Origin of the sequence: Stenotrophomonas sp. C3(2023), from assembly GCF_032911385.1 — a bacterium.
In the GTDB taxonomy this organism is placed as follows: domain Bacteria; phylum Pseudomonadota; class Gammaproteobacteria; order Xanthomonadales; family Xanthomonadaceae; genus Stenotrophomonas.
This window is the reverse complement of sequence record NZ_JAWJLO010000001.1, coordinates 2,618,133-2,638,464: the sequence shown is the minus strand read 5'-3', so window position 1 is coordinate 2,638,464 and position 20,332 is coordinate 2,618,133. Positions and strand designations below refer to the sequence as shown.

Sequence of the window (20,332 nt, the reverse complement as noted above, 5' to 3'; positions counted from 1 at the left end):
CCCCATGTCCCCGCGTCCCCTCGTTTCTCCTCGCCCCGGCAGCGTCGCCCGCAAGGTCATGCTGGGCACGTCGCTGCTGGCCCTGCTGTGCTTTGGCATCACCGCCGCGCTGATCTACCAGCGCGCCAGCACCGCGCTGGTGGATGCGTCGCGCCAGACCATGGCCAGCGAGGCCAGCGCCGAAGCCAGCCAGGTCGCCGCCGACATCAACCTTGCATTTGCTGCTGCCGAGAATCTTGCGCGCAACGTGCAGGTACAGCGCCAACAGGGCAGTCTGGACCGCGCAGGTGTATCCGCGCTGGTGCTGGACACGCTCAAGGTCCACCCCGAATGGGTCGGTCTGGGCACCTTGTGGGAACCGGATGCTTTTGATGGCAAGGACAGCGCGTTCGTCGATGCACCTGCCCACGACGCCAGCGGCCGCTTCATGACCTACTGGGCGTGGCAGGACGGCGTGCCGGTGCAGTCGGCGCTGGTCGACTATGACAAGCCCGGCGATGGCGACTGGTACCTGCGCCCGCGCGAGCTGAAAAACGCCACCGTGGCCGAGCCCTACCGTTACACGATCGGCGACAGGCAGGTGCTGATGACCACGCTGTCGGCGCCGGTGATCGAAGAGGGACGTTTCCTCGGCGCGTTCACCGTCGATGTCGCCCTGGCTGCGCTGCAGGAGCGCCTGTCCAGCGTCCATCCGATGGGCGCTGGCAGTGTCGAGCTGCTTTCGCCCAGCGGCGTCGTGCTGACTGCCGCCGACCCCGCCGAAATCGGCAAGCGCCGTGAGAACCCGGCCACGGCGGCGATGCTGGCCGACATCGCTGCCGACCGCGTGCATGAAGAGTTCCAGCCCGATGCGGCCGGCAATGTACAGATCCATGTGCCGCTGCACTTTGGCAGCGCCAGGGAGCGCTTCGCGCTGGGCGTGGTGGTGCCGCATGCGGTGATCGTGGCCAAGGCCCGGCAGCTGCTGTGGATCACCGTGGTGGTGGGCGTGCTGGCCGCGCTGGTGCTGGGGCTGGGCGTCTATGTGCTGCTGCGTCGGCTGGTCGTGCGCCCGCTGGGTCAGGCGGTACGCATCGCCGATGATGTGGCACAGGGCAAGCTGGACACGCCGATGCCGGAGCGCGGCAACGATGAGGTGGGCCGTCTGCTCGGCGCGATGCAGGGCATGCGCGGGCAGCTGCAGGCGGTGATGGCCGCACAGGCCGAGATGGCGCAGCGCCACGATGCCGGCGAACTGGCCTACCGCATGGACGCGTCCTCGTTCCCGGGTGAGTACGGCCGCATGGTCGCCGACAGCAACCAGCTGATCGCCGACAGCCATGCGCTGACCTGGAAGCTGGTGGAGGTGATGCAGCGCTACGCGGTGGGCGACCTCGCCCCGGACATGGATGAGCTGCCCGGTGACAAGGCGGCGTTCACGGCGGCGATGGCCACCACCAAGCGCAACCTGGCCGCCATCAACGCACAGATCCAGCAGCTGGCTGCAGCCGCTGCCGAAGGCGACTTCGCCGTGCGTGGTGACGTCAGCCGCTTCGACCATGCCTTCGCCGACATGGTGGTCACCCTGAACACCATGATGCAGGTCAGCGATGACAACCTGGCCCAGCTGTCGCGCCTGTTGCAGGCCATCGCCGATGGTGACCTGACTGCACGCATGCAGGGTCAGTTCCATGGGGTGTTCGCACGCATGCGTGACGACGCCAACCGCACCGTCGCGCAGCTGACCAGCATCGTGGGCCAGATCCAGCAATCGGCGTCCAGCATCCGCCTGGCCGCTGGCGAGATCGCCTCGGGCAACAGCGACCTGTCGCGGCGCACCGAACAGCAGGCCGCGAGCCTGGAAGAAACCGCTGCCTCGATGGAAGAGCTGACCTCCACCGTGCGTCAGAACGCCGACCACGCGCTGCAGGCCAACCGGCTGGCGGCTACCGCCGCCGAGGTGGCCGTCTCCGGCGGCGAGGTGGTGGGCCAGGTAGTGCACACCATGGACGCCATCGAGCAGTCCTCGCAGCGCATTGCCGAAATCATCTCGGTGATCGATGGCATCGCGTTCCAGACCAACATCCTGGCGCTCAATGCGGCGGTGGAAGCGGCGCGGGCCGGTGAGCAGGGCCGCGGCTTTGCCGTGGTGGCCAGTGAGGTGCGCGCGCTGGCCCAGCGTTCGGCCGGGGCCGCCAAGGAGATCAAGGGCCTGATCGATACCTCGGTCGAGCAGGTGGGCAGCGGTGCCAGGCTGGTGCATGGGGCGGGCCAGACCATGCGCGAGATCGTCGGCAGCGTCGGCCGGGTCAACGAGATCATGGCCGAGATTTCAGCGGCCTCGAAGGAGCAGTCGGCCGGCATTGAACAGGTCAACCAGACGGTGGTGCAGATGGATGAAACCACCCAGCAGAACGCCGCCCTGGTCGAAGAGGCCAGTGCCGCAGCCCGCGCCATGGAAGAGCAGGCCGAGCAGCTGGCCGTGGCGGTGGCGCGCTTCCGCCTGCGCACGGCACGCCCGGAAATGTCAGCCCTGCCGCGACAGGCCGAACCGGCGCTGGTGCAGTAACACCCTTCACATGCTTTTAGGGTAGGGTGCGCAATCCGCCGTGGAGCCGCCTGTGTTGAAGCGGCCACGGCGGGTTGTCCAGGGAGAATGCATGAGCAGTCCAGTTTCGTTGGAAATGAGCCCGGGTCCGGTGCTGTTGCCCACCCCGGAAGTGGTACAGGCGCAGCAACTGCTGGCCCAACAGCAACTGGCGGTTGCCATCGGCCGCGCACGCGCCGAGGCCGGTCGCGGGGCCGTCCCCGCTGGCGGCAACGCGCAGCCTGTGGCAGTCCTGCCCCGCTGAGGCGGGGCGACCTGCCCGGCGGGCCATCTGCTGCGGGGCTGTGGAATGGGTTGCAGCGACAATCCTGAACGCGCGAAGCCCGGTTTTCTGAATAGGCGAAAACGACGCGTTGCCCTTTCGCGCTCACCTTACATCCAGCGCCCTAGACTGGGCCGCATTTTTCAATCCCCGGTCTGGATGGAGCGTTCGTGGTTTTCCGGAACAGCACTCAGCGGCTGAGCGCCCGGCCTTGGCCGGTACAGCCCCAACAGCAACGCGTGCCAGGACGGCGCCGCCTGGATGTGCGGGGGACGGTCGAGGCGGCCGCCCGCATCACCGGTCGGGGTTGAACGGATGATCCAGGAAACCATCGACGCCAGGCTCGATGCAGGCCTGGCGGTGCTGCCGCCTGCCTCACCGCTGCCGATGCCCGAGCAGAGCCTGACCCAAGGGGAGCTGCGTGTCCGTCGCCACCGTACCTCACCGCGCCTGATCGGTCTGCGCCGGCTGTATCTGCTCGGTGGCGCTGGGGCGATGACCGCCGCTGCCACGGTGATGATGTGGCGCGTGCTTTCGCCCAACGGCATCAGCGTGCTCGAAGCCTGCCTGCTGGTGTTGTTCGTTGGCCTGTTCGGCTGGATCGCGCTGGCCTTTGCCAGCGCCGTGGCCGGCTTTCTGACCGCCGTGTTCGATCGCGGCTACCGGCTCGGCATCGACCCGGACCAGCCGCTGCCGCAGCTGCACAGCCGCACCGCGCTGCTGATGCCCACCTACAACGAAGACCCGCGGCGGCTGCTGGCCGGGTTGCAGGCCATCCATGAGTCGGTGGCTGAAACCGGGCAGCTGCAGCGCTTTGATTTCTTCGTGCTCAGCGACACCCGGCGCGAGGACATCGCTGCCGCCGAAGAGCAGGCCTTTGCCGAACTGCAGCAGACGCTGGGCCCGCAGGCGCGGCTGTTCTATCGCCGTCGCGCCGACAACAGCGGGCGCAAGGCTGGCAACATCGCCGACTGGGTGAGCCGCTTCGGGGGCGGCTATCCGCAGATGCTGATTCTCGACGCCGACAGCCTGATGACCGGCGACACCATCGTGCGCCTGGTCGCGGGCATGGAGCACAACGCCGACGTTGGTCTGATCCAGACCCTGCCGATGGTGGTGGGCGGGCGCACGCTGTTCTCGCGCATGCAGCAGTTCGGCGGGCGCGTGTACGGCCCGGTGATCGCGCGCGGCGTGGCCTGGTGGCATGGCGCGGAAAGCAATTACTGGGGCCACAACGCGATCATCCGCACGGTGGCGTTTGCCGACCATGCCGGCCTGCCGCCGTTGCCGGGCAAGCAGCCCTTTGGTGGCCACGTGCTCAGCCACGACTTCGTTGAAGCCGCCCTGATGCGACGCGGTGGGTGGGCCGCGCACATGGTGCCCTACCTCAAGGGCAGCTACGAAGAGGGCCCGCCGACACTGACCGACATGATGGTGCGCGACCGCCGCTGGTGCCAGGGCAACCTGCAGCACGCCAAGATCGTCGGCAGCCGTGGCCTGCACTGGATCAGCCGCATGCACATGCTGATCGGCATCGGACACTACTTCACCGCGCCGATGTGGGCGATGCTGATGCTGATCGGCATTGCGATTCCGCTGTTCCAGGGCGGCATCGACATCAATGGCGTGCTGCACCTGTCGCCCAACGTCTACTGGCGTGCACAGGACGAGATCCACGTGGTGCGCCTGTTCGCGATCACCATGGCGGTGCTGCTGACACCCAAGCTGCTGGGCTACGTGGCGACCCTGCTCGACCGCGATGACCGTCGCGGCTGCGGCGGCGCGGTGCGGGCGTTTGTCGCCATGCTGGTGGAAACCGTGCTGGCGGCGCTGATGGCGCCGGTGGTGATGTACGTGCAGTCGCGTGGCGTGGCCGAAGTGCTGGCTGGCAAGGATTCCGGCTGGGACGCCCAGCAGCGCGACGACGGCAAGGTCGACTGGGCTGCGCTGGCGCGAGGGTACGGCGGGTTGAGCGTGTTCGGTGCGTTCATGGGGGGTCTGGCCTGGGCGGTCTCGCCCGCACTGGCTGCCTGGATGCTGCCGGTGGTGGCTGGCATGGTGCTGTCGATTCCGGTGGTGGCGCTGACCTCCTCGCGCGGCCCGGCCGTGTGGCTGCGCCGCCTGGGGCTGCTGGACATCCCTGAAGAACGGCATCCGCCGACGATCCTGCTGCGCGCCGCCGAGCTGCGCCGTCAGGCTGCGGCGCGTACGTCGGGGCCCTGAAACAAGGGCAGAGCTGGCGGGCGTGGCGCTGACGGGCGTGGTCCGCTGACGGGCGTCGCCAGCAGACGGGCATGGCCCGCCGACGGGCGTCGCCAGCAGACGGGCATGGCCCGTCACTACCTGCCCCGCCGGGGTGCGGATGAGGCTGTGGGGGCATAATGCGGGCTGCCTGTAATGGAGCCTGCCTCAATGCTTGAAACCGTCGAAAAGACCACCGGCACCCAGCCGGCCCAGTGGTCGGTCATCTGGCTGCACGGCCTGGGCGCCGATGCCAATGACTTTGCCCCCCTCGTGCCGGAGCTGGTGCGTCCGCAGTGGCCGGGCATCCGCTTCGTGTTCCCGCATGCGCCGGTACGGCCGATCACCATCAACAACGGCGTCCCGATGCGCGGCTGGTATGACATCGTCGGCATGGATTTCCGCTCGCGAGCGGACATGGAGGGCGTACGTGCGTCGGTCGGCGAGCTCGACGCGCTGATCGAACGTGAGATCGAACGTGGCATCGCCGCTGACCACATCATCATTGCCGGGTTCTCGCAGGGCGGTGCGGTTGCATTGAGCGCGCTGCTGTCGCGCACTGGGCCACTGGCTGCCGTGGTGGCACTGTCCACCTATCTGCCTGAGGCGGAAACCGCGCAGCGGGTGAGCGGCGCGGTACAGGTGCCGGTGTTCATGGCCCATGGCGCGCAGGATCCGGTGATCCCGCAGCCGGTGGCCGCGCACAGCGCCGAAGCGCTGGCGGCGTTGGGCCTGGACGTTGACTGGCACAGCTACCCGATGGCGCACCAGGTCTGCGCCGAAGAAATCGAGGCCCTGGCCGACTGGCTCCAGACGCGCGTTTTCGGCGTCTGAGGGATGCGCGCGCCTGGCCCCGCACCATGGATGCCCGAGCTGTGCCGTCTGCCGCGGCTGGCGGCGATGCTCGGGCTCGCCCAGCTGGTGGTGGTGGTGCTGGCGCTGGCCCCCGACGGGCAACGCCACTGGACCGTGGGCGAACTGCTGGCGGCCAGCGGTTACGCGCTGTGGCTGGCGCTGGTGGCCACCGGCTGCCTGTGTCTGCTGCGGGAACCGTTGTCCCGCCTGCCCACGGTGCTGGGCAGCGGACTGGCCTTGGTGGCTGTCGGGCTGATCGCGGTGATCTGTGCCGGCATCCTGCACGCGCTGTATGCCGTGGTGGACCAGGACAGTTTTGCGGCGGGCATCAGCGTGTGGCGTTTCACCTTGGGCAGTGCGGCCACCACCGTCCTGATCGCCGCCCTGGCGCTGCGCTATTTCCATGTCAGTGACCGCTGGGCCGAGCAGATCCGCGCCAACGCCCAGGTACGGGCGGACGCGCTGCAGGCGCGCATCCGTCCGCATTTTCTGTTCAACAGCATGAACCTGATCGCCAGCCTGGTCCGCCGTGACCCGGTGGTGGCCGAGCGCGCGGTGCTCGATCTTTCCGACCTGTTCCGTGCCGCGCTGGGGGCCGGGGAGGGGGACTCCACCCTGCGCGAAGAATGCGAGCTCGCCGAGCGTTACCTGTCGATCGAATCGTTGCGCCTGGGTGAACGCCTGCAGGTGCAGTGGGACCGGCACCTACCCCTGCCATGGGACCAGCCGTTGCCGCGGCTGATGCTGCAGCCGCTGGTCGAGAACGCTGTGCTGCACGGCATCTCGCGTCTGCCGGAGGGCGGCGCGATCATCCTGCGGTTGGTCTGCGAGGGCAACCTGCTGCATGTCGAGGTGCGCAATCCAGCGCCCGATCCGGCAGGGCCCAGCCTGGTGCTGGCCCACGGCGCGGGCCACGCCCAGCACAACATCGCGCATCGGCTGGCCTGGCGGTTCGGCGCAGCCGCGCGGATGACGGCCGGCTGGCGCGAGGGCTACTATGAGTGCCGGATCAGCGTGCCGACCAGCAGGGAGCAGGCGTGAGGGTAGTGATCGCCGACGACGAGCCCTTGGCCCGCGAGCGCCTGCAGTCACTGCTGGCCGACCTGCCGGGGGTACAGGTGGTGGCCGAGGCCGCCAATGGCGAGCAGGCCCTGCACGCCTGCGCCGAGCTGCAGCCGGACCTGGTGCTGCTGGATATCGCGATGCCGGGGCTGGATGGGCTTGAGGCCGCGCGCCACCTGGCGACATTCGAGCCACGCCCGGCGGTGGTGTTCTGCACGGCTTACGATGCGCATGCACTGTCGGCGTTCGAAGCAGCGGCCATCGATTACCTGATGAAGCCGGTGCGCCCCGAGCGCCTGCACGCGGCGGTGGAGCGCGCGCGCGTATTTCTGGCCGGACGCGGCGAGCCTGCCGGCGCGGCCGATGGCCGTGCGCGTACGGTGTTGTGCGCGCGCCTGCGCGGCAGTCTGCGGCTGATCGCGGTGGAGGATATCCACTACCTGCAGGCCGATGAGAAGTACGTGGTGGTCCATCACGCACGTGGGCAGGACCTGATCGAAGAGTCGCTGAAGTCGCTGGAAGACGAGTTCGGGGCGCGCTTCATCCGGATCCACCGCAACTGCCTGGTGGCACGGCACGAGCTGATGGAGCTGCGGCGCCATGCCAGCGGGCAGGTGCAGGCAGTGCTGCGGCATGGGGGGCAGGTGCTGGAGGTCAGCCGGCGCTGTGTGGCGACCCTGCGTCAGGAACTGCGGCACCTGTAACCACCGCGGACTGTTCCGGGAAGGCGGCTTTGGGCGCTTGCTGCCGGCAGGTGACGACCGTTGGTCGTCACGCAGCTGCTGCTAATTGTGGCTTTTCGACGCGGCGGCGCTGCGGTTCGACGCTCTGCGGCCCGAGCGGCGATAATGGCAGCATGACCATCCTCCGCATCGCCACCCGCAAGAGCCCGCTCGCCCTCTGGCAGAGCGAACACGTCGCCAACTGCCTGCGCCAGGCGCATCCGCAGTTGCAGGTGGACCTGGTGCCGATGAGCACGCGCGGCGATGAGGTGCTCGACCGTTCTCTGGCGGCCATCGGGGGCAAGGGCCTGTTCCTCAAGGAACTGGAACTGGCCATGCTGCGCGGTGAGGCGGACTGCGCGGTGCATTCGCTGAAGGATGTGCCGATGGAGCTGGACCCGCCGTTCGTGCTGCCGGCTATTCTGCCGCGGCATGATCCGGCCGACGGTTTCATTTCCAATACGCACCCGACGCTGCTGTCACTGCCGACTGGTGCGCGGGTCGGCACCTCGTCGTTGCGCCGTCAGGCCCAGGTGCGCGCGCTGCGGCCCGATCTGCAGCTGCTGGACCTGCGTGGCAACGTCAACACGCGCCTGGCCAAACTCGATGCCGGTGACTACGACGCCATCATTCTGGCGGTGGCCGGACTGGAGCGGTTGGGGCTGGGGGCGCGCATCGTCGAGCGTCTGCAGGCACCGCAATGGCTGCCCGCGCCGGCGCAGGGTGCGGTGGCAGTCGAATGTGCCGGTGGCGCGCTGCTCGAGCTGATGGCCACGCTGGACCATGCGCCGACGCGCGCCTGCGTGGAGGCCGAGCGCGCGATGAACCGTGCCCTGCATGGCAGCTGCCATGTGCCGGTGGCGGCCATCGCCCAATGGCAGGGGGCTGATGTGCTGCACCTGCAGGGTCTGGTCGGCAGTGCCAGCGACGGCCGCGCGGTGCGCGCCGAAGCCAGTGGGCCGGCCAACAACCCGCAGGCGCTGGGCCAGCAGGTCGCCGGGATGCTGCTGGAACGCGGTGCAGGTGAACTGCTGGGGCTGGCACTGGGCTGACGCCTGGTCGCGCCAGCGGCTTCCCGGAAACGGCGTGACGACCAACGGTCGTCACCTACCGGAAGCCGGGGCGCCGCGTAGTGCCGGGCTCTGCCCGGCAGCGCTCCGACCCGATCGCGCTGAAGCCGCGCTGCGCGCACGCCGGGCAGAGCCCGGCGCTGCCCGCCCTTCGATACGTCGGCGCGAGTGCGTGCCACGGTAAAAATGAAATTTAAAAGCAGGCCGACCTTCGGTCGGCCCAAGGACAGAATCAAGATCAAGACGAAATCAAGATCAAGACAAAATCAAGATCAAGATCGACCGCGTGACGACCAACGGTCGTCACCTACCGAGGTCGAGCGTTTTTGACGTGGGTGACGTGGTCGAGATGTGTCGGAGGTGGGGCGGTGGGGGGGCGTGGGGGTGTCGAGCGCCAGGGATGGCGCGAAACAAGGCACGCAGGGTGAGGGCGCTTTGCTTGCGAAGCAGTGCTTCGCGAGCGCCCGAACGCACAGCCGCCATGCGGCTGGGCCGGACCCCGAAGGGGCAGTTTTTGCCGTCCCCCACGTACCCCCACCGCCCCGCCCAGCCAAACCCGAACGCCCAGCCGACGCTCTGGATGTTGCCGTTGCAGTTGCAGTAGCTGTTGCTGTTGCTGTTGCTGTTGCTGTTGCTTGCAGCGGGGCGCGGGGGCGCAGCCCCCGCATAACACCCCCCTCGTTGCGCTGCGGCAACCGGGGTCGCAACCGATCTGGGATAATGCCTGCTTCCCGTTTCTTTGCTGCCGGACCGGTCATGACCCAGAAGACGCTGCTCAACGATTCCCACCGCGCCCTCGGCGCCAAGATGGTCGACTTCGGGGGATGGGACATGCCCATCCACTACGGTTCGCAGCTGGACGAGCACCATCTCGTGCGCACGCAGGCCGGTGTCTTCGACGTCAGTCACATGACCGTTGTCGACCTGCGCGGTGCCCAGGTCAAGGCGTTCCTGCGTCACCTGCTGGCCAACTCGGTGGACAAGCTCAAGGTACCGGGCAAGGCGCTGTATTCGTGCATGCTCAACGAGCAGGGCGGGGTGATTGATGACCTCATCGTCTACTACCTGGCCGATGACTTCTTCCGCATGGTGGTCAATGCCTCCACCCGCGAGAAGGACCTGGCCTGGATGCAGCAGCAGGCTGTCGCCTTCGACGTCAGTGTGCAGCAGCGCGCCGACCTGGCCATCCTCGCCGTGCAGGGACCGCAGGCGCGCGATGCGGTCATCGGCCTGCTGCAGGCCGACCAGCACGCGGCGCTGCGCAAGCTGGCGCGCTTTGCCGCCACCGATGCGCGTACCGATGACGGCGTTGACCTGTTCCTGGCGCGCACCGGCTACACCGGCGAAGACGGCTTTGAAATCCTGTTGCCGCAGGACGCGGTGGTCGCGTTCTGGGATCGACTGCTGGGCGCCGGGGTCAAGCCGGCCGGCCTGGGTGCGCGCGACACGCTGCGCCTGGAAGCCGGCATGAACCTGTATGGCCAGGACATGGACGAGCAGACCAGTCCGTACGAAGCGGCGCTGGCCTGGACCGTCGCGCTGGACGAAGGGCGTGACTTCATCGGCCGCGCTGCACTGGAGGCGCAGAAGGCCGCCGGCACCGCGCGCCAGATGATCGGCCTGGTGATGGATGAGAAGGGCGTGCTGCGCCACGGCCAGGCCGTCACCACCGCCAGCGGCCAGGGCGAGATCCTCTCCGGCACGTTCTCGCCGTCATTGGCCAAGGGCATCGCGTTTGCCCGCGTGCCAGCAGGCGAACTCGGCCAGGTGCACGTGGATATCCGTGGGCGCCAGGTGCCGGTGCGCGTCGTCAAGTTCCCGTTCGTGCGCGAAGGGCAGGCCCAGCCAGGCGTGCTGCTGGAAGGCTGAGCGAACATGTCGGTCCGGGCCTGCCTGCAGGCCCACCGGTTGGTTACACTACCCGCGTTTTTTCCACCCCTGTAATTCTGGAGCAGTGCCATGAGCGAGATTCCCGGCGACCTCAAGTTCCTCAAGTCCCACGAATGGGCCCGCGTTGAAGGCAACGGTCGCGTCACCGTCGGCATCTCCGACCACGCCCAGGGCCTGCTTGGCGACCTGGTCTATGTCGAACTGCCCGAGGTGGGCGCCGAGGCGAAGGCCGGCGAGCAGATCGCTGTGGTCGAGTCGGTCAAGGCCGCCTCGGATGTCTACAGCCCGGTCAGCGGCAAGGTGGTCGAGGTCAACTCGGCCCTGTCGGACAAGCCGGAAACCATCAACGAAGATGCGTACGGCGAAGGCTGGATGTTCGTGGTCGAAATCAGCAATGCCGAGGAGGTCAATGACCTGCTGGGTCCGGACGACTACGAAGAAGCGCTGGAAGACGACGCGCACTGATCGCGTCCAACGTCGCACTTCGTGCAAGGCCGCCTTCGGGCGGTCTTTTTTTTGTTCGTCAGGGCCGCGCGCAGTGATCGTGCGATGACCGGCGCACGACCGCGCGCGGGTGTCCGCAGGTCGCGCTTGCTGCTGCCGACGAACGTAGCGCAGAGCGGAATCGAGCAAATTTTTTTGCGCAAAACCGCGTTTGCACCTCGCAGAAGCGGTGCCATGGCGTGAAAAAAAAACGCCGGCGTTGGCCTGCCGTTGGCATCGCGCCGGCGCCACCACCGGTGTGACCGGCGACGGCACGCGAACGTGCGGGCGTCACGCTGCTGATCCACGCAAAGTGCTTGATTCAAGTGCTTTGCTGCACATCGCGGCGCACGCATTGCAGCGTCGCTGCGCAGCGGCGGGTGCTGGGTGGGCCGCGCGGGCGGGGCAGGTTGCCGGTTCCTGCGCGGCAACCAACCGGGTGTCGTGTGAATTTTTTTCGCCAAGGTTGTTGACAGAAAAAAAAAGCGTGATTAGGTTTCGCCCAACAGACCTTGCCTGTCAAACCGGGTGCTCAAAATCAACCGCCAGAAGCGAAGTACAACCGGGATGACCGCCACGCGTCCAACGACGCGGGTGAGGTCCTCGCTTCCCCCGGCCAATGGCACCCCGCGTTCCGCTGCGATGACTGCTTCGTCGTTCGAGGCAGGCATCGCAGCATCCGTCACGGCGTGCGGTCAGCGCCGGCGGTCCCCGTCGGTTGTTCCGGCGGATTTGATCCACCTGGGCGTTTCATCTCTCCATCACTGACGAGGAGCCATCCCATGGCAACTGCGAAGAAGAAGCCCGCCGCGAAGAAAGCGGTGAAGAAGGTCGCGAAGAAGGCCACTGCCAAGAAGGCAACGGCCAAGAAGGCAACCGCGAAGAAGGCAACCGCGAAGAAGGCTGTAAAGAAGGTTGCGAAGAAGGCCACCGCCAAGAAGGCAACCGCCAAGAAGGCAGTGAAGAAGGTCGCGAAGAAGGCCACCGCCAAGAAGGCAGTGAAGAAGACCGCGAAGAAGGCCACTGCCAAGAAGGCGGCGAAGAAGGTAGCCCGGAAGCCGGCGAAGAAGACCACGGCAAAGAAGGCAACCGCTCGCAAGGCGACTGCGAAAAAGACCACCGCCAAGAAGGCGACCGCCAAGAAGGCCGCCTCCAAAAAGGCAACGGCCAAGAAGGTAGCGAAGAAGCCGGCCAAGAAGGCCACCGCCAGGAAGGCCACCGCGAAGAAGGCGACCGCCAAGAAGGCAGTAAAGAAGACGGCGAAGAAGGCTGCCACCACGTCGGCAGCAAAGAAGCCCGCCGCACGCCGCAAGAAGGCTGCGCCGGTCGCACTGCCGGCAACCCCGGCACCGCTGATCTGATTACATCCCGATAGCCGTACCTCAAGACCCCTTTCCCGACTGCCCAGCGGGGAAGGGGTTTTTTTATGCGTACCTACCGGAAGGGGGCCGCCGCGGGCCGGCCGCAGCCGGCATCCATCAGGTGCGCAGGATCAATGCGGTGATGCGTTGGCGCGATTGGCCGATGCGCCCTTGCCGGTTGCATTGCCCGGGCGGTCTTCGGCCATCAGGTTGTCGCTGCCGAAGTCGGTGTCCACGTCCAGCCACTTGCGGCTGGGCAGGCCGATTGCTGCGTCCAGAATGGTCGGCATCAGGCCGCTGGGCAGGGTGCTCTCGCCGTTCCACATGATGGCGATGCCGAGGTCGCGCTCGGGCAGCAAGGCCACCAGCCCGCGATAGCCCTGCACGGCACCGGCATGGAACACCACCTGGTGGTTGGCGTAATCGAAGTTGCGCCAGCCCAGCGCGTACCCAGCCGACTGCAGGCGCTCACGGCGCCAGCCGGAGCGCATCTCGCCCGGCGTGTTGACCAACGAGGCGTGCAGGGTGGCCAGCAGCGGTGCCGGCAGCACGTCGGGGCGGTGGCCGGTGTGGGCCAGCAGCCACTGCGCCATGTCGCTGGCGCTGGCGTTGACGCCCGCAGCGGGCGCGACGCGGTAGTAGGTCGGCTTGGGCGTCAGCGAGACCCAGCCATTGCGGCTGCGCACGTGCGGCCGCGCCCAGCGCGAGCTGGCCTGGATGCCGGCGAGGCCAAGGCTGGCATCGTCCATGCCCAGCGGCTTGAAGATGCGGCGCTCGACCGCCTGCTCGTAGAAGCTGCCGGAGGCGGCGTAAACCACATCGCCGATGAGGCTGAAGGCAACGTTCTGGTAGGCGTAGCAGTCGCCAGGCAGACACTTGAGCGAGGTCGAGGCCAGCTTCTGGGTAAGGGTGTAATACTCGGCGTTGGCTTCGATGTCGCGGTCATACGCGTTGTAAGGCAGACCGACGCGATGGCTGAGCACGTCGGCCACGGTCAGGCGCTCGGTCGCTTCAGGCGTATCCAGACGGAAACCGGGCACGTAATCGGTGACCTTGCTGTCCCAGCGCAGGGTACCGTCGTTGACCAGCAGGCCGGCCATGGTGCCGGCGAAGGCCTTGGACAGCGACGCCAGGCGGAACACGGTATGCGAATCGACCGGCTGCGGGTTGCTGATGTCGGTGACACCGTAGCCGCGCGCGCTGATCACCCGGCCGCCCTGGACAATGGCCATGGCCATGCCGGGTACGCGGTTGCCGTAGGTGAGCTGTTCGGCGATGGCCTCGATCTGGGCAACGTTGAAGCCAGCGGCCGGGGCCTGCACCTGCGGCACCAGCCCGGTGCGGTAGGCGGCTGGCTGCGTGCTCGGCACCGACGTGGTTTCGATGTTGGCCGGCATCGGTGGCAGCGGCGGAGGTGTCTGGGCCGTGGAAGACATGGCCAGGGGCATGAGCATGCCCAGCATACCGGTGGCCGCGGTACGGAACCGGCGGCGCCTGCTGTTCGTTTTCATCGTTCGAGGGACCCGTGCGCGACTGCTGCCCCTGATTCTAGCGTTGCTTTGAACTCTTGCACAACAAAGCGAAGATGAATGCGCATCTTATTGAAAATCCAGTCTTTTATGCGCACTTTTCAGGCTGCGCAGCTTGCTTGGCGTTTGCCGCCGCGCAGTGCGCATACCGCAGCGCATGGTCGGTGCTGGTCATGTTGCAGTGCATTGGCTAACGTACGCGCTCCCCGTCGCTGGAGTTGTGCCATGCCCTGCTTCCCCTATCGCCCTGCCGGGCGGGGCAACGCATGAGCACCGCCACGGACAGAAGCGGGGGCCCGCTGCAGCAGCTGCTCGCCGCGCTGCGGCAATCGCCGCCGCTGTGGTGGTCGTTCCTGTATTTCTTCTGCCTGCTCAGCGGCTACTACGTGCTGCGCCCGGTGCGCGAGGCGATGGCCGCCTCCACCGACCTGCAGACGGTATTCCCCACCGCATTGATCGACTGGTTCAGCGGCCACGGCATCGCACTGCAGGCTTACGTGCTGCAGTTCCTGTTCACCTGCGTGTTCCTGATCATGCTGGTGCTGCAGCCGGTCTACGGCTGGCTGGTGAGCCGTTATCCGCGCCGCCTGTTCCTGCCGCTGGTGTATGGCTTCTTCATCGCCACCCTGCTGGGCTTCTACGTGATGTTCCAGGCGGGAGTGCCCGGACGTGGCATGGCCTTCTTCTTCTGGATCACCGTGTTCAACCTGTTTGCGGTGGCGGTGTTCTGGAGCTTCATGGCCGATGTGTTCTCCAACGTCCAGGCACGCGCCTTCTACGGCTACATCGGCGCGGCCGGTACGGTGGGCGCCTTTCTCGGGCCGATCATCACCAGCACGCTGGTGCAGCGGGTGGGCATTGCCAACCTGATGCTGGTTTCGGCCGCGTTCCTGGCGGTGTGCGTGCTGTGCATCTGGAAGCTGCGCCCGTTTGCGGTGGCCCGCGAACGTGAGCAGCAGCTGGTGTCCGGTGAGAGGCCGATGGGCGGCAGCGTGCTCGACGGCCTGAAGCTGGTGGTGCGCGAGCCGCTGCTGCGCTGGCTGGCGGTGATGGTGGTGTTCGGTGTCGGTGTGGGGACGCTGCTGTACAACGAACAGGCCGGCATCGTCCGCGCGGCGTTCCCCGACGAGGCTGCGCGCACTGCGTTCTACTCGCGGCTGGACCTGGCGGTGAACGCGCTGACCCTGCTGGTGCAGGTGGGCCTGACCCGCTGGCTGCTGTCCCGCCATGGCATTGCACCGGCCCTGCTGATTCCCGGCTTTGCGATCATCGTTGGATTCTCCGTGCTGGCCGCCTCGCCGCTGCCGCTGCTGGTGGCCATGGTGCAGGTGATGACCCGTGCCAGTGAGTTTTCGCTGGCCAAGCCGGCCCGCGAGACGATCTACACGCGGGTGGACCGCCAGTGGCGCTACAAGGCGGGCGCGGCCATCGACACGGTGATCTACCGGGGCGCCGACCTGAGCTTCGCCTGGCTGCACAAGGGGCTGTCGCTGCTCGGCTCGCACATGGTGTTCGCCGGTGGCATCGTGGTGGCCGTGGTGATGACGCTGGCCGCCTGTGGCGTGCTGCGCGAAGAGAAGAAACTGCCGCGCGAGCGTTGATCGCGCACTCAACTGGAGAACGGGCGATGATGCTGGTGGCGCTGTTGTTGACCGGGCTGGTGGCCCTGCTGCACGTCTACATCCTGGTGCTGGAGATGTTCCTGTGGACACACCCGCTGGGCCTGAAGACGTTCCGCAATTCACTGGAGAAGGCGCAGGCCACGCGAGTGCTGGCGGCCAACCAGGGGCTGTACAACGGGTTTCTGGCCGCGGGCATCCTGGTCGGGCTGGCATGCGCACAGCCGCTGCTGGTGACGTTCTCGCTCGTCTGCGTGGTGGTGGCCGGGTGCTACGGCGCCTGGAGCGTGAACCGGCGGATCTTCTTAGTGCAGGCTGTGCCGGCACTGCTGGCGTTGGCGGCGCACGCAGCAGCGTGATGCCGCCCCCGCGTCTCCCATGAAAAAAGCGGCCCCGAGGGGCCGCTTTCTGGTTCAACTCAGGCGGCTTCGGAGCGCGCCTGCCTGTCGTGCTGGTCGTAGTAGCTGGCAGCACGCAGTTCGTGCGGCTCGAAGTCGTCCACGGTGATGGTGTCCAGGGTCAGCGCACGCAGGTCTTCGAGCAGGGTGCGCTCGTCCTGGGTGATCACGCCCTCGGCCACGGCCTCGTCGAGCTGGGCGGTGAAGTCCAAGGCTTCGATGCCCTTGCTCTTGAGCGCCTTGAGGAACTTGCGCTCCACCGGCTCGGCCATGATGGCCTTGGCCAGATAGCTGTTGATGCGGCCACCGGGGTTGTTTTCGCACGGGGTGAGGAACACGCCCTGCGACAGGCGGTCGCGCGCTTCATTGGGTGACATCAGCAGGGCGGCCACGCGGCGGCTCAGGCGATCACCCGGCGCTTCGGCGCGACGGCCCAGCGGGAAGATCAGCGCCCACATCAGCCAGCCGATCGGACGGATGGGGAAGTTGCGCAGCGCCGCCGACAGCGATTCCTCGATCTTGTGCACGCTGTCGTGGAACGCCCAGGCCAGCAGCGGCTGGTCGGCCTGCGGTGCGCCCTCGTCGTGATAACGCTTGAGCATGGCACTGGTCATGTAGACATGGCTCAGCACGTCGCCAAGGCGGCCGGACAGCGACTCCTTGAACTTCAGCTTGCCGCCCAGGGTCATCATCGAGATGTCGGCCATCAGCGCCAGATTGGCCGAATAACGGTCGAGCTTGCGGAAGTAGCGGCGGGTGTACTCATCGCCCGGCGCGGCACCAAAGCGCGCACCGGTCAGGCCGAACCAGAATGAACGCACCGCATTGGAAATGCCGTAGCGGATGTGCCCGAACAGGCTGCGGTCGAATTCCTCCAGGCCGGCCTTGCGGTCCGGGTCCTGCGCGGCCTTCATCTCATTCAGCACCCAGGGGTGGCACAGGATGGCGCCCTGGCCGAAGATCAGCAGGCTGCGGGTCATGATGTTGGCACCTTCCACCGTGATGGCGATTGGTGCGGCCTGCCAGCTGCGCCCGGCGAAGTTGCGCGGGCCAAGGATGATGCCCTTGCCGCCGATCACATCCATCACATCGGCGATGACTTCGCGGCTCATGCTGGTGCAGTGATATTTGGCGATAGCGGATGGCACCGAGGGCACGTCACCGCGGTCCACCGCGGCCGCGGTAGCCTGGGACAGCGCACTGATCTTGTAGGCCTTGCCGCCGATGCGGGCCAGCGCCTCTTCCACGCCTTCGAAGCGACCCACCGACAGGCCGAACTGCTTGCGGATGCGCGCGTAGGCACCGGTGACCGCGGCGCCGGCCTTGGCACCACCACTGGCAGTGGAGGGCAGGGTGATCGAGCGGCCCACGGCCAGGCACTCGTTGAGCATGTTCCAGCCCTTGCCGGCCATCGCCGCGCCACCGATCAGCTGGGTCAGCGGAATGAACACGTCCTTGCCTCGGATCGGGCCGTTCTGGAAGGTCGAGTTGAGCGGGAAGTGGCGACGTCCGATTTCCACGCCAGCGGTATCGCGCGGCAGCAGGCCCAGGGTGATGCCGATATCGCGCGTCTGGCCGATCAGACCGTCCGGGTCGTACATGCGGAACGCCAGGCCGATCAACGTGGCCACCGGGGCCAGGGTGATGTAGCGCTTGTCGAAGGTCAGGCGCACACCCAGCACCTGCTCGCCGTTCCACTCGCCGCGGCAGACGATGCCGTAGTCGGGAATTGAGGTGGCGTCGGAGCCGGCAAACGGACCGGTCAGGCCGAAGCAGGGGACTTCGCGACCATCGGCCAGGCGCGGCAGGTACTGGTCCTTCTGTTCCTGGGTGCCGTAATGCACCAGCAGCTCACCCGGGCCGAGTGAATTGGGCACGCCCACGGTGGAGCTCACCACCGAGGACACCGAGGCCAGCTTCTGGATGACCTTGTGGTGGGCCAGCGCGGAGAAACCCAGACCGCCAAACTCCTTGGGAATGATCATGCCGAAGAACCGGTTCTTCTTGATGAAGGCCCACAGCTCCGGCGGCAGGTCGGCATGGACATGGGTGATTTCCCAGTCATTGACCATGCGGCACAGCTCTTCCACCGGGCCATCAAGGAAGGCCTGTTCCTCGGCGGTGAGCTGCGGCCTGGGATAGTTGAGCAGGATGTTCCAGTCCGGGTCACCGGTGAACAGCTCGCCTTCGAAACCTACCGAGCCGGTTTCCAGCGCGATGCGCTCGGTCTGCGACAGCGGCGGCAGTACCTTGCGGAACACCTTCATCATCGGGCCGGTCAGCAGCGGCTTGCGGATGAAGGGCAGCAGCAACGGCAGTGCGATGACGGCCAGTACGGCGGCGGCCACCAGCGTCGCGGTCTGGTTGACGTAGGGAACAAACCAGCAGATGGCCAGCAGGACCACGCTGATGAGAGTCCAGGTGATCAGGCGCATGCGATGGTACGCAGCGAAGGCACCTGCCAGCAGCAGGGCAAGGAAGGGAACGACAATGCTCATGAGCGTGCTCCGGTGACGTGCTCGGGTATGGCGGACGATCCCGCGGCCAGGGCCGAGGGCAACACGTCCAGATAGTTCAACACAGTAGCGGTAAAAGCGTCGTTGTCATCGCCAGCGACCATGTGCGTCGCCTGCGGCAGCATCACGTGCTGCGCGTGCGGTGCCAGCGCGAGAAACTCGGTGATCGACTGCGGCGTGACCAGATCGCTGCGGCCACCGCTGACCAGCAGCAGCGGGCAGCGCACGTTGCGCGCTGCGGCCGCCAGCGCATCCTGGTGCTGTTCGCTGCCCTGCGCGAGCTCGGCGACCAGGCGCGGGTCCCAGTGCCAGCACCAACGGCCGGCATGCCCTTCGCGCAGCAGCGCGCGCAGCGCATCCTCGCTTTTGCGCGGACGGTGCGGCAGGTAGGCGGCAATGACATCGGCCGCTTCCTGCAGCGAGGCGAATCCATCGGGATGGGCGCTCATGAACGCAAGAATGCGTTCGACCCCGGCGGTGTCCCAGCGCGGGGTGATGTCCACCAGCACCATCGCCGAGAACAGGCCCGGCCAACGCGCTTCAGCGAGCAGGCCGAACAGTCCTCCCATCGAGGCGGCGACCAGCACAGGCGGCTGCGTCTGCTCGCCGGCCACCACGATCAGGTCGTTGGTGAACTGCTCGCCGTGATACGGCAGCGTGGCCGGATTCCAGTCCGAATCGCCGTGGCCACGTGCGTCTACAGCGAGCGTTGACCAGCCTGCATCAGCAATGCGCTGCGCGCTCTGGTTCCAGGCGTGCCGGGTCTGGCCAAAACCATGCGCGAAAAGCACCGTGCCGCGCGGCCCGCCCTCGATGGCGGTGGCGGCCAGACGGAGATCGTCGGGGCCCAGCAGATGCCGGGACATGCGGATGGCGGAGGCGTGGGCGATAACCATACTGGCTAGTATGGATCTCTTGGGAGGGAAGTCAATACCGCTGCGTATGGTGCGCTGCGGGATAGCGCTGCGATCGCCTAAACGCTTCAGCCAGCAGGCTTTGTGCGGGCGGCATACTGCAACGAACCCCGGCGTATGGTTAAATCACGCAATGAACGATACTGAAGCTACTGCCGACCCCAGCCGGGCTGGCCGCAACAGCCGACTGAGCGCCGAAGACTGGGCCCAGGCGGCGCTGGACCTGATAGCAGAGCAGGGCGTGAGCGCCGTGGCGGTGGAGCCGCTGGCGCGGCGCCTGGGGGTGACCAAGGGCAGCTTCTACTGGCATTTCCCCTCGCGTGATGCGCTGCTGCAGGCGGCGCTGGAACGCTGGGAGCTGTTCGAGCAGGAGCAGGTGTTTGGCAGCCTGGAAGAGGTGGCCGATCCGCGCGTGCGGCTGCGTCAGTTGTTCCAGGTGGTGGCGCATGAAGTGCAGCCGCACATCGTCTACAGCGAGCTGCTCAAGGCACTGGACCATCCGATGGTGCGGCCGGTGATCGACCGCGTGTCACAGCGGCGTATGGACTATCTGATTGCATCGTTCCGCCAGGCCGGGTTGCCCTCGACCGCGGCGCGGCACCGCGCGCGTCTGGCGTATGCGGCCTATGTCGGGTTCCTGCAGTTGTCGCTGCAGCTGCAACAGCCCCGGCAGGACCGTGAGGAATTCGAGGCATACGTCGAGCACCTGATCGAGACGCTGATTCCGCCGCTGTAGCGGCAGCGCGCTCGGTCCCGCGCGGAAGCGCGGTAGGTGACGACCGTTGGTCGTCACGCTTCTGCTTGGCGCGCGTTGCGCGCGAGC

Annotated in this window: 16 protein-coding genes; 13 read left to right on the top strand and 3 right to left on the bottom strand. The window is 67.0% G+C overall.

What is annotated here, in order from left to right:
- Positions 1-4 precede the first annotated feature (4 nt).
- The 10 genes from RZA67_RS11745 (at position 5) to RZA67_RS11700 (ending at position 12,533) form a co-directional block, all read left to right on the top strand.
- Positions 5-2,548, top strand: a complete 2,544-nt coding sequence (locus tag RZA67_RS11745) for a methyl-accepting chemotaxis protein (RefSeq protein WP_317212923.1) — start codon at positions 5-7, stop codon at positions 2,546-2,548.
- A gap of 91 nt (positions 2,549-2,639) precedes the next feature.
- Complete coding sequence (locus tag RZA67_RS11740) at positions 2,640-2,831, top strand: hypothetical protein (RefSeq protein ID WP_317212922.1); 192 nt, start codon at positions 2,640-2,642, stop codon at positions 2,829-2,831.
- A gap of 333 nt (positions 2,832-3,164) precedes the next feature.
- Positions 3,165-5,072, top strand: a complete 1,908-nt coding sequence (mdoH, locus tag RZA67_RS11735) for a glucans biosynthesis glucosyltransferase MdoH (protein WP_317212921.1) — start codon at positions 3,165-3,167, stop codon at positions 5,070-5,072.
- A 189-nt stretch (positions 5,073-5,261) separates the two neighbouring features.
- Complete coding sequence (locus RZA67_RS11730; RefSeq protein ID WP_317212920.1) at positions 5,262-5,924, top strand: dienelactone hydrolase family protein; 663 nt, start codon at positions 5,262-5,264, stop codon at positions 5,922-5,924.
- Between the two features lie 30 nt (positions 5,925-5,954).
- Complete coding sequence (locus tag RZA67_RS11725; RefSeq protein WP_317212919.1) at positions 5,955-6,986, top strand: histidine kinase; 1,032 nt, start codon at positions 5,955-5,957, stop codon at positions 6,984-6,986.
- On the top strand, positions 6,983-7,711 hold the full coding sequence (locus RZA67_RS11720) for a LytTR family DNA-binding domain-containing protein (RefSeq protein ID WP_317212918.1): 729 nt from the start codon (positions 6,983-6,985) through the stop codon (positions 7,709-7,711). The genes RZA67_RS11725 and RZA67_RS11720 overlap by 4 nt, the downstream gene beginning before the upstream one ends.
- A 152-nt stretch (positions 7,712-7,863) precedes the next feature.
- Entirely contained in the window at positions 7,864-8,781 is a 918-nt protein-coding gene (gene hemC, locus RZA67_RS11715) for a hydroxymethylbilane synthase (RefSeq protein ID WP_317212917.1), read from the top strand.
- A gap of 774 nt (positions 8,782-9,555) precedes the next feature.
- Entirely contained in the window at positions 9,556-10,668 is a 1,113-nt protein-coding gene (gene gcvT, locus RZA67_RS11710) for a glycine cleavage system aminomethyltransferase GcvT (protein ID WP_317212916.1), read from the top strand.
- Between the two features lie 90 nt (positions 10,669-10,758).
- Complete coding sequence (gene gcvH / locus RZA67_RS11705; protein WP_317212915.1) at positions 10,759-11,154, top strand: glycine cleavage system protein GcvH; 396 nt, start codon at positions 10,759-10,761, stop codon at positions 11,152-11,154.
- Between the two features lie 800 nt (positions 11,155-11,954).
- On the top strand, positions 11,955-12,533 hold the full coding sequence (locus RZA67_RS11700; RefSeq protein WP_317212914.1) for a hypothetical protein: 579 nt from the start codon (positions 11,955-11,957) through the stop codon (positions 12,531-12,533).
- A 131-nt stretch (positions 12,534-12,664) separates the two neighbouring features.
- Here the strand turns inward: RZA67_RS11700 and RZA67_RS11695 are convergent, their stop codons facing one another.
- Positions 12,665-14,044, bottom strand: coding sequence for a serine hydrolase domain-containing protein (locus RZA67_RS11695; RefSeq protein WP_317212913.1), 1,380 nt, complete (start codon positions 14,042-14,044; stop codon positions 12,665-12,667).
- A gap of 284 nt (positions 14,045-14,328) precedes the next feature.
- Here RZA67_RS11695 and RZA67_RS11690 point away from each other — a divergent pair, with 284 nt between their 5' ends.
- The gene (locus RZA67_RS11690) at positions 14,329-15,663 is read left to right on the top strand and encodes an MFS transporter (protein ID WP_317212912.1); all 1,335 of its coding nucleotides are present in this window, start codon (positions 14,329-14,331) and stop codon (positions 15,661-15,663) included.
- Positions 15,664-15,689: 26 nt separating this feature from the next.
- Positions 15,690-16,040: a DUF1304 domain-containing protein gene (locus RZA67_RS11685; RefSeq protein WP_317212911.1), complete on the top strand. Its 351-nt coding sequence runs from the start codon at positions 15,690-15,692 to the stop codon at positions 16,038-16,040.
- Positions 16,041-16,099: 59 nt separating this feature from the next.
- Here RZA67_RS11685 and RZA67_RS11680 read toward each other — a convergent pair whose 3' ends face one another.
- Both RZA67_RS11680 and RZA67_RS11675 read right to left on the bottom strand, forming a co-directional pair.
- Positions 16,100-18,577: an acyl-CoA dehydrogenase gene (locus tag RZA67_RS11680; protein WP_317212910.1), complete on the bottom strand. Its 2,478-nt coding sequence runs from the start codon at positions 18,575-18,577 to the stop codon at positions 16,100-16,102.
- Positions 18,574-19,461 carry an alpha/beta hydrolase gene (locus tag RZA67_RS11675; RefSeq protein ID WP_317212909.1) on the bottom strand — a complete coding sequence of 296 codons (888 nt, stop codon included), beginning with the start codon at positions 19,459-19,461 and terminating at the stop codon, positions 18,574-18,576. Before RZA67_RS11675 ends, RZA67_RS11680 begins: the two co-directional genes overlap by 4 nt.
- Before the next feature lie 181 nt (positions 19,462-19,642).
- On the opposite strand from RZA67_RS11675, the gene RZA67_RS11670 reads away from it, so the two are divergent.
- A complete protein-coding gene (locus tag RZA67_RS11670) occupies positions 19,643-20,245 on the top strand; it encodes a helix-turn-helix domain-containing protein (RefSeq protein WP_317212908.1) in 603 nt (200 codons plus the stop codon).
- The last annotated feature ends 87 nt before the right edge of the window (positions 20,246-20,332 follow it).

Coding starts and splice junctions, on each gene's coding strand:
- RZA67_RS11745 (WP_317212923.1), top strand. CDS start 5: ATGTCCCCGCGTCCCCTCGTTTCTCCTCGCCCCGGCAGCGTCGCCCGC.
- RZA67_RS11740 (WP_317212922.1), top strand. CDS start 2,640: ATGAGCAGTCCAGTTTCGTTGGAAATGAGCCCGGGTCCGGTGCTGTTG.
- mdoH (WP_317212921.1), top strand. CDS start 3,165: ATGATCCAGGAAACCATCGACGCCAGGCTCGATGCAGGCCTGGCGGTG.
- RZA67_RS11730 (WP_317212920.1), top strand. CDS start 5,262: ATGCTTGAAACCGTCGAAAAGACCACCGGCACCCAGCCGGCCCAGTGG.
- RZA67_RS11725 (WP_317212919.1), top strand. CDS start 5,955: ATGCCCGAGCTGTGCCGTCTGCCGCGGCTGGCGGCGATGCTCGGGCTC.
- hemC (WP_317212917.1), top strand. CDS start 7,864: ATGACCATCCTCCGCATCGCCACCCGCAAGAGCCCGCTCGCCCTCTGG.
- gcvT (WP_317212916.1), top strand. CDS start 9,556: ATGACCCAGAAGACGCTGCTCAACGATTCCCACCGCGCCCTCGGCGCC.
- gcvH (WP_317212915.1), top strand. CDS start 10,759: ATGAGCGAGATTCCCGGCGACCTCAAGTTCCTCAAGTCCCACGAATGG.
- RZA67_RS11700 (WP_317212914.1), top strand. CDS start 11,955: ATGGCAACTGCGAAGAAGAAGCCCGCCGCGAAGAAAGCGGTGAAGAAG.
- RZA67_RS11695 (WP_317212913.1), bottom strand. CDS start 14,044: ATGAAAACGAACAGCAGGCGCCGCCGGTTCCGTACCGCGGCCACCGGT.
- RZA67_RS11690 (WP_317212912.1), top strand. CDS start 14,329: ATGAGCACCGCCACGGACAGAAGCGGGGGCCCGCTGCAGCAGCTGCTC.
- RZA67_RS11685 (WP_317212911.1), top strand. CDS start 15,690: ATGATGCTGGTGGCGCTGTTGTTGACCGGGCTGGTGGCCCTGCTGCAC.
- RZA67_RS11680 (WP_317212910.1), bottom strand. CDS start 18,577: ATGAGCATTGTCGTTCCCTTCCTTGCCCTGCTGCTGGCAGGTGCCTTC.
- RZA67_RS11675 (WP_317212909.1), bottom strand. CDS start 19,461: ATGTCCCGGCATCTGCTGGGCCCCGACGATCTCCGTCTGGCCGCCACC.
- RZA67_RS11670 (WP_317212908.1), top strand. CDS start 19,643: ATGAACGATACTGAAGCTACTGCCGACCCCAGCCGGGCTGGCCGCAAC.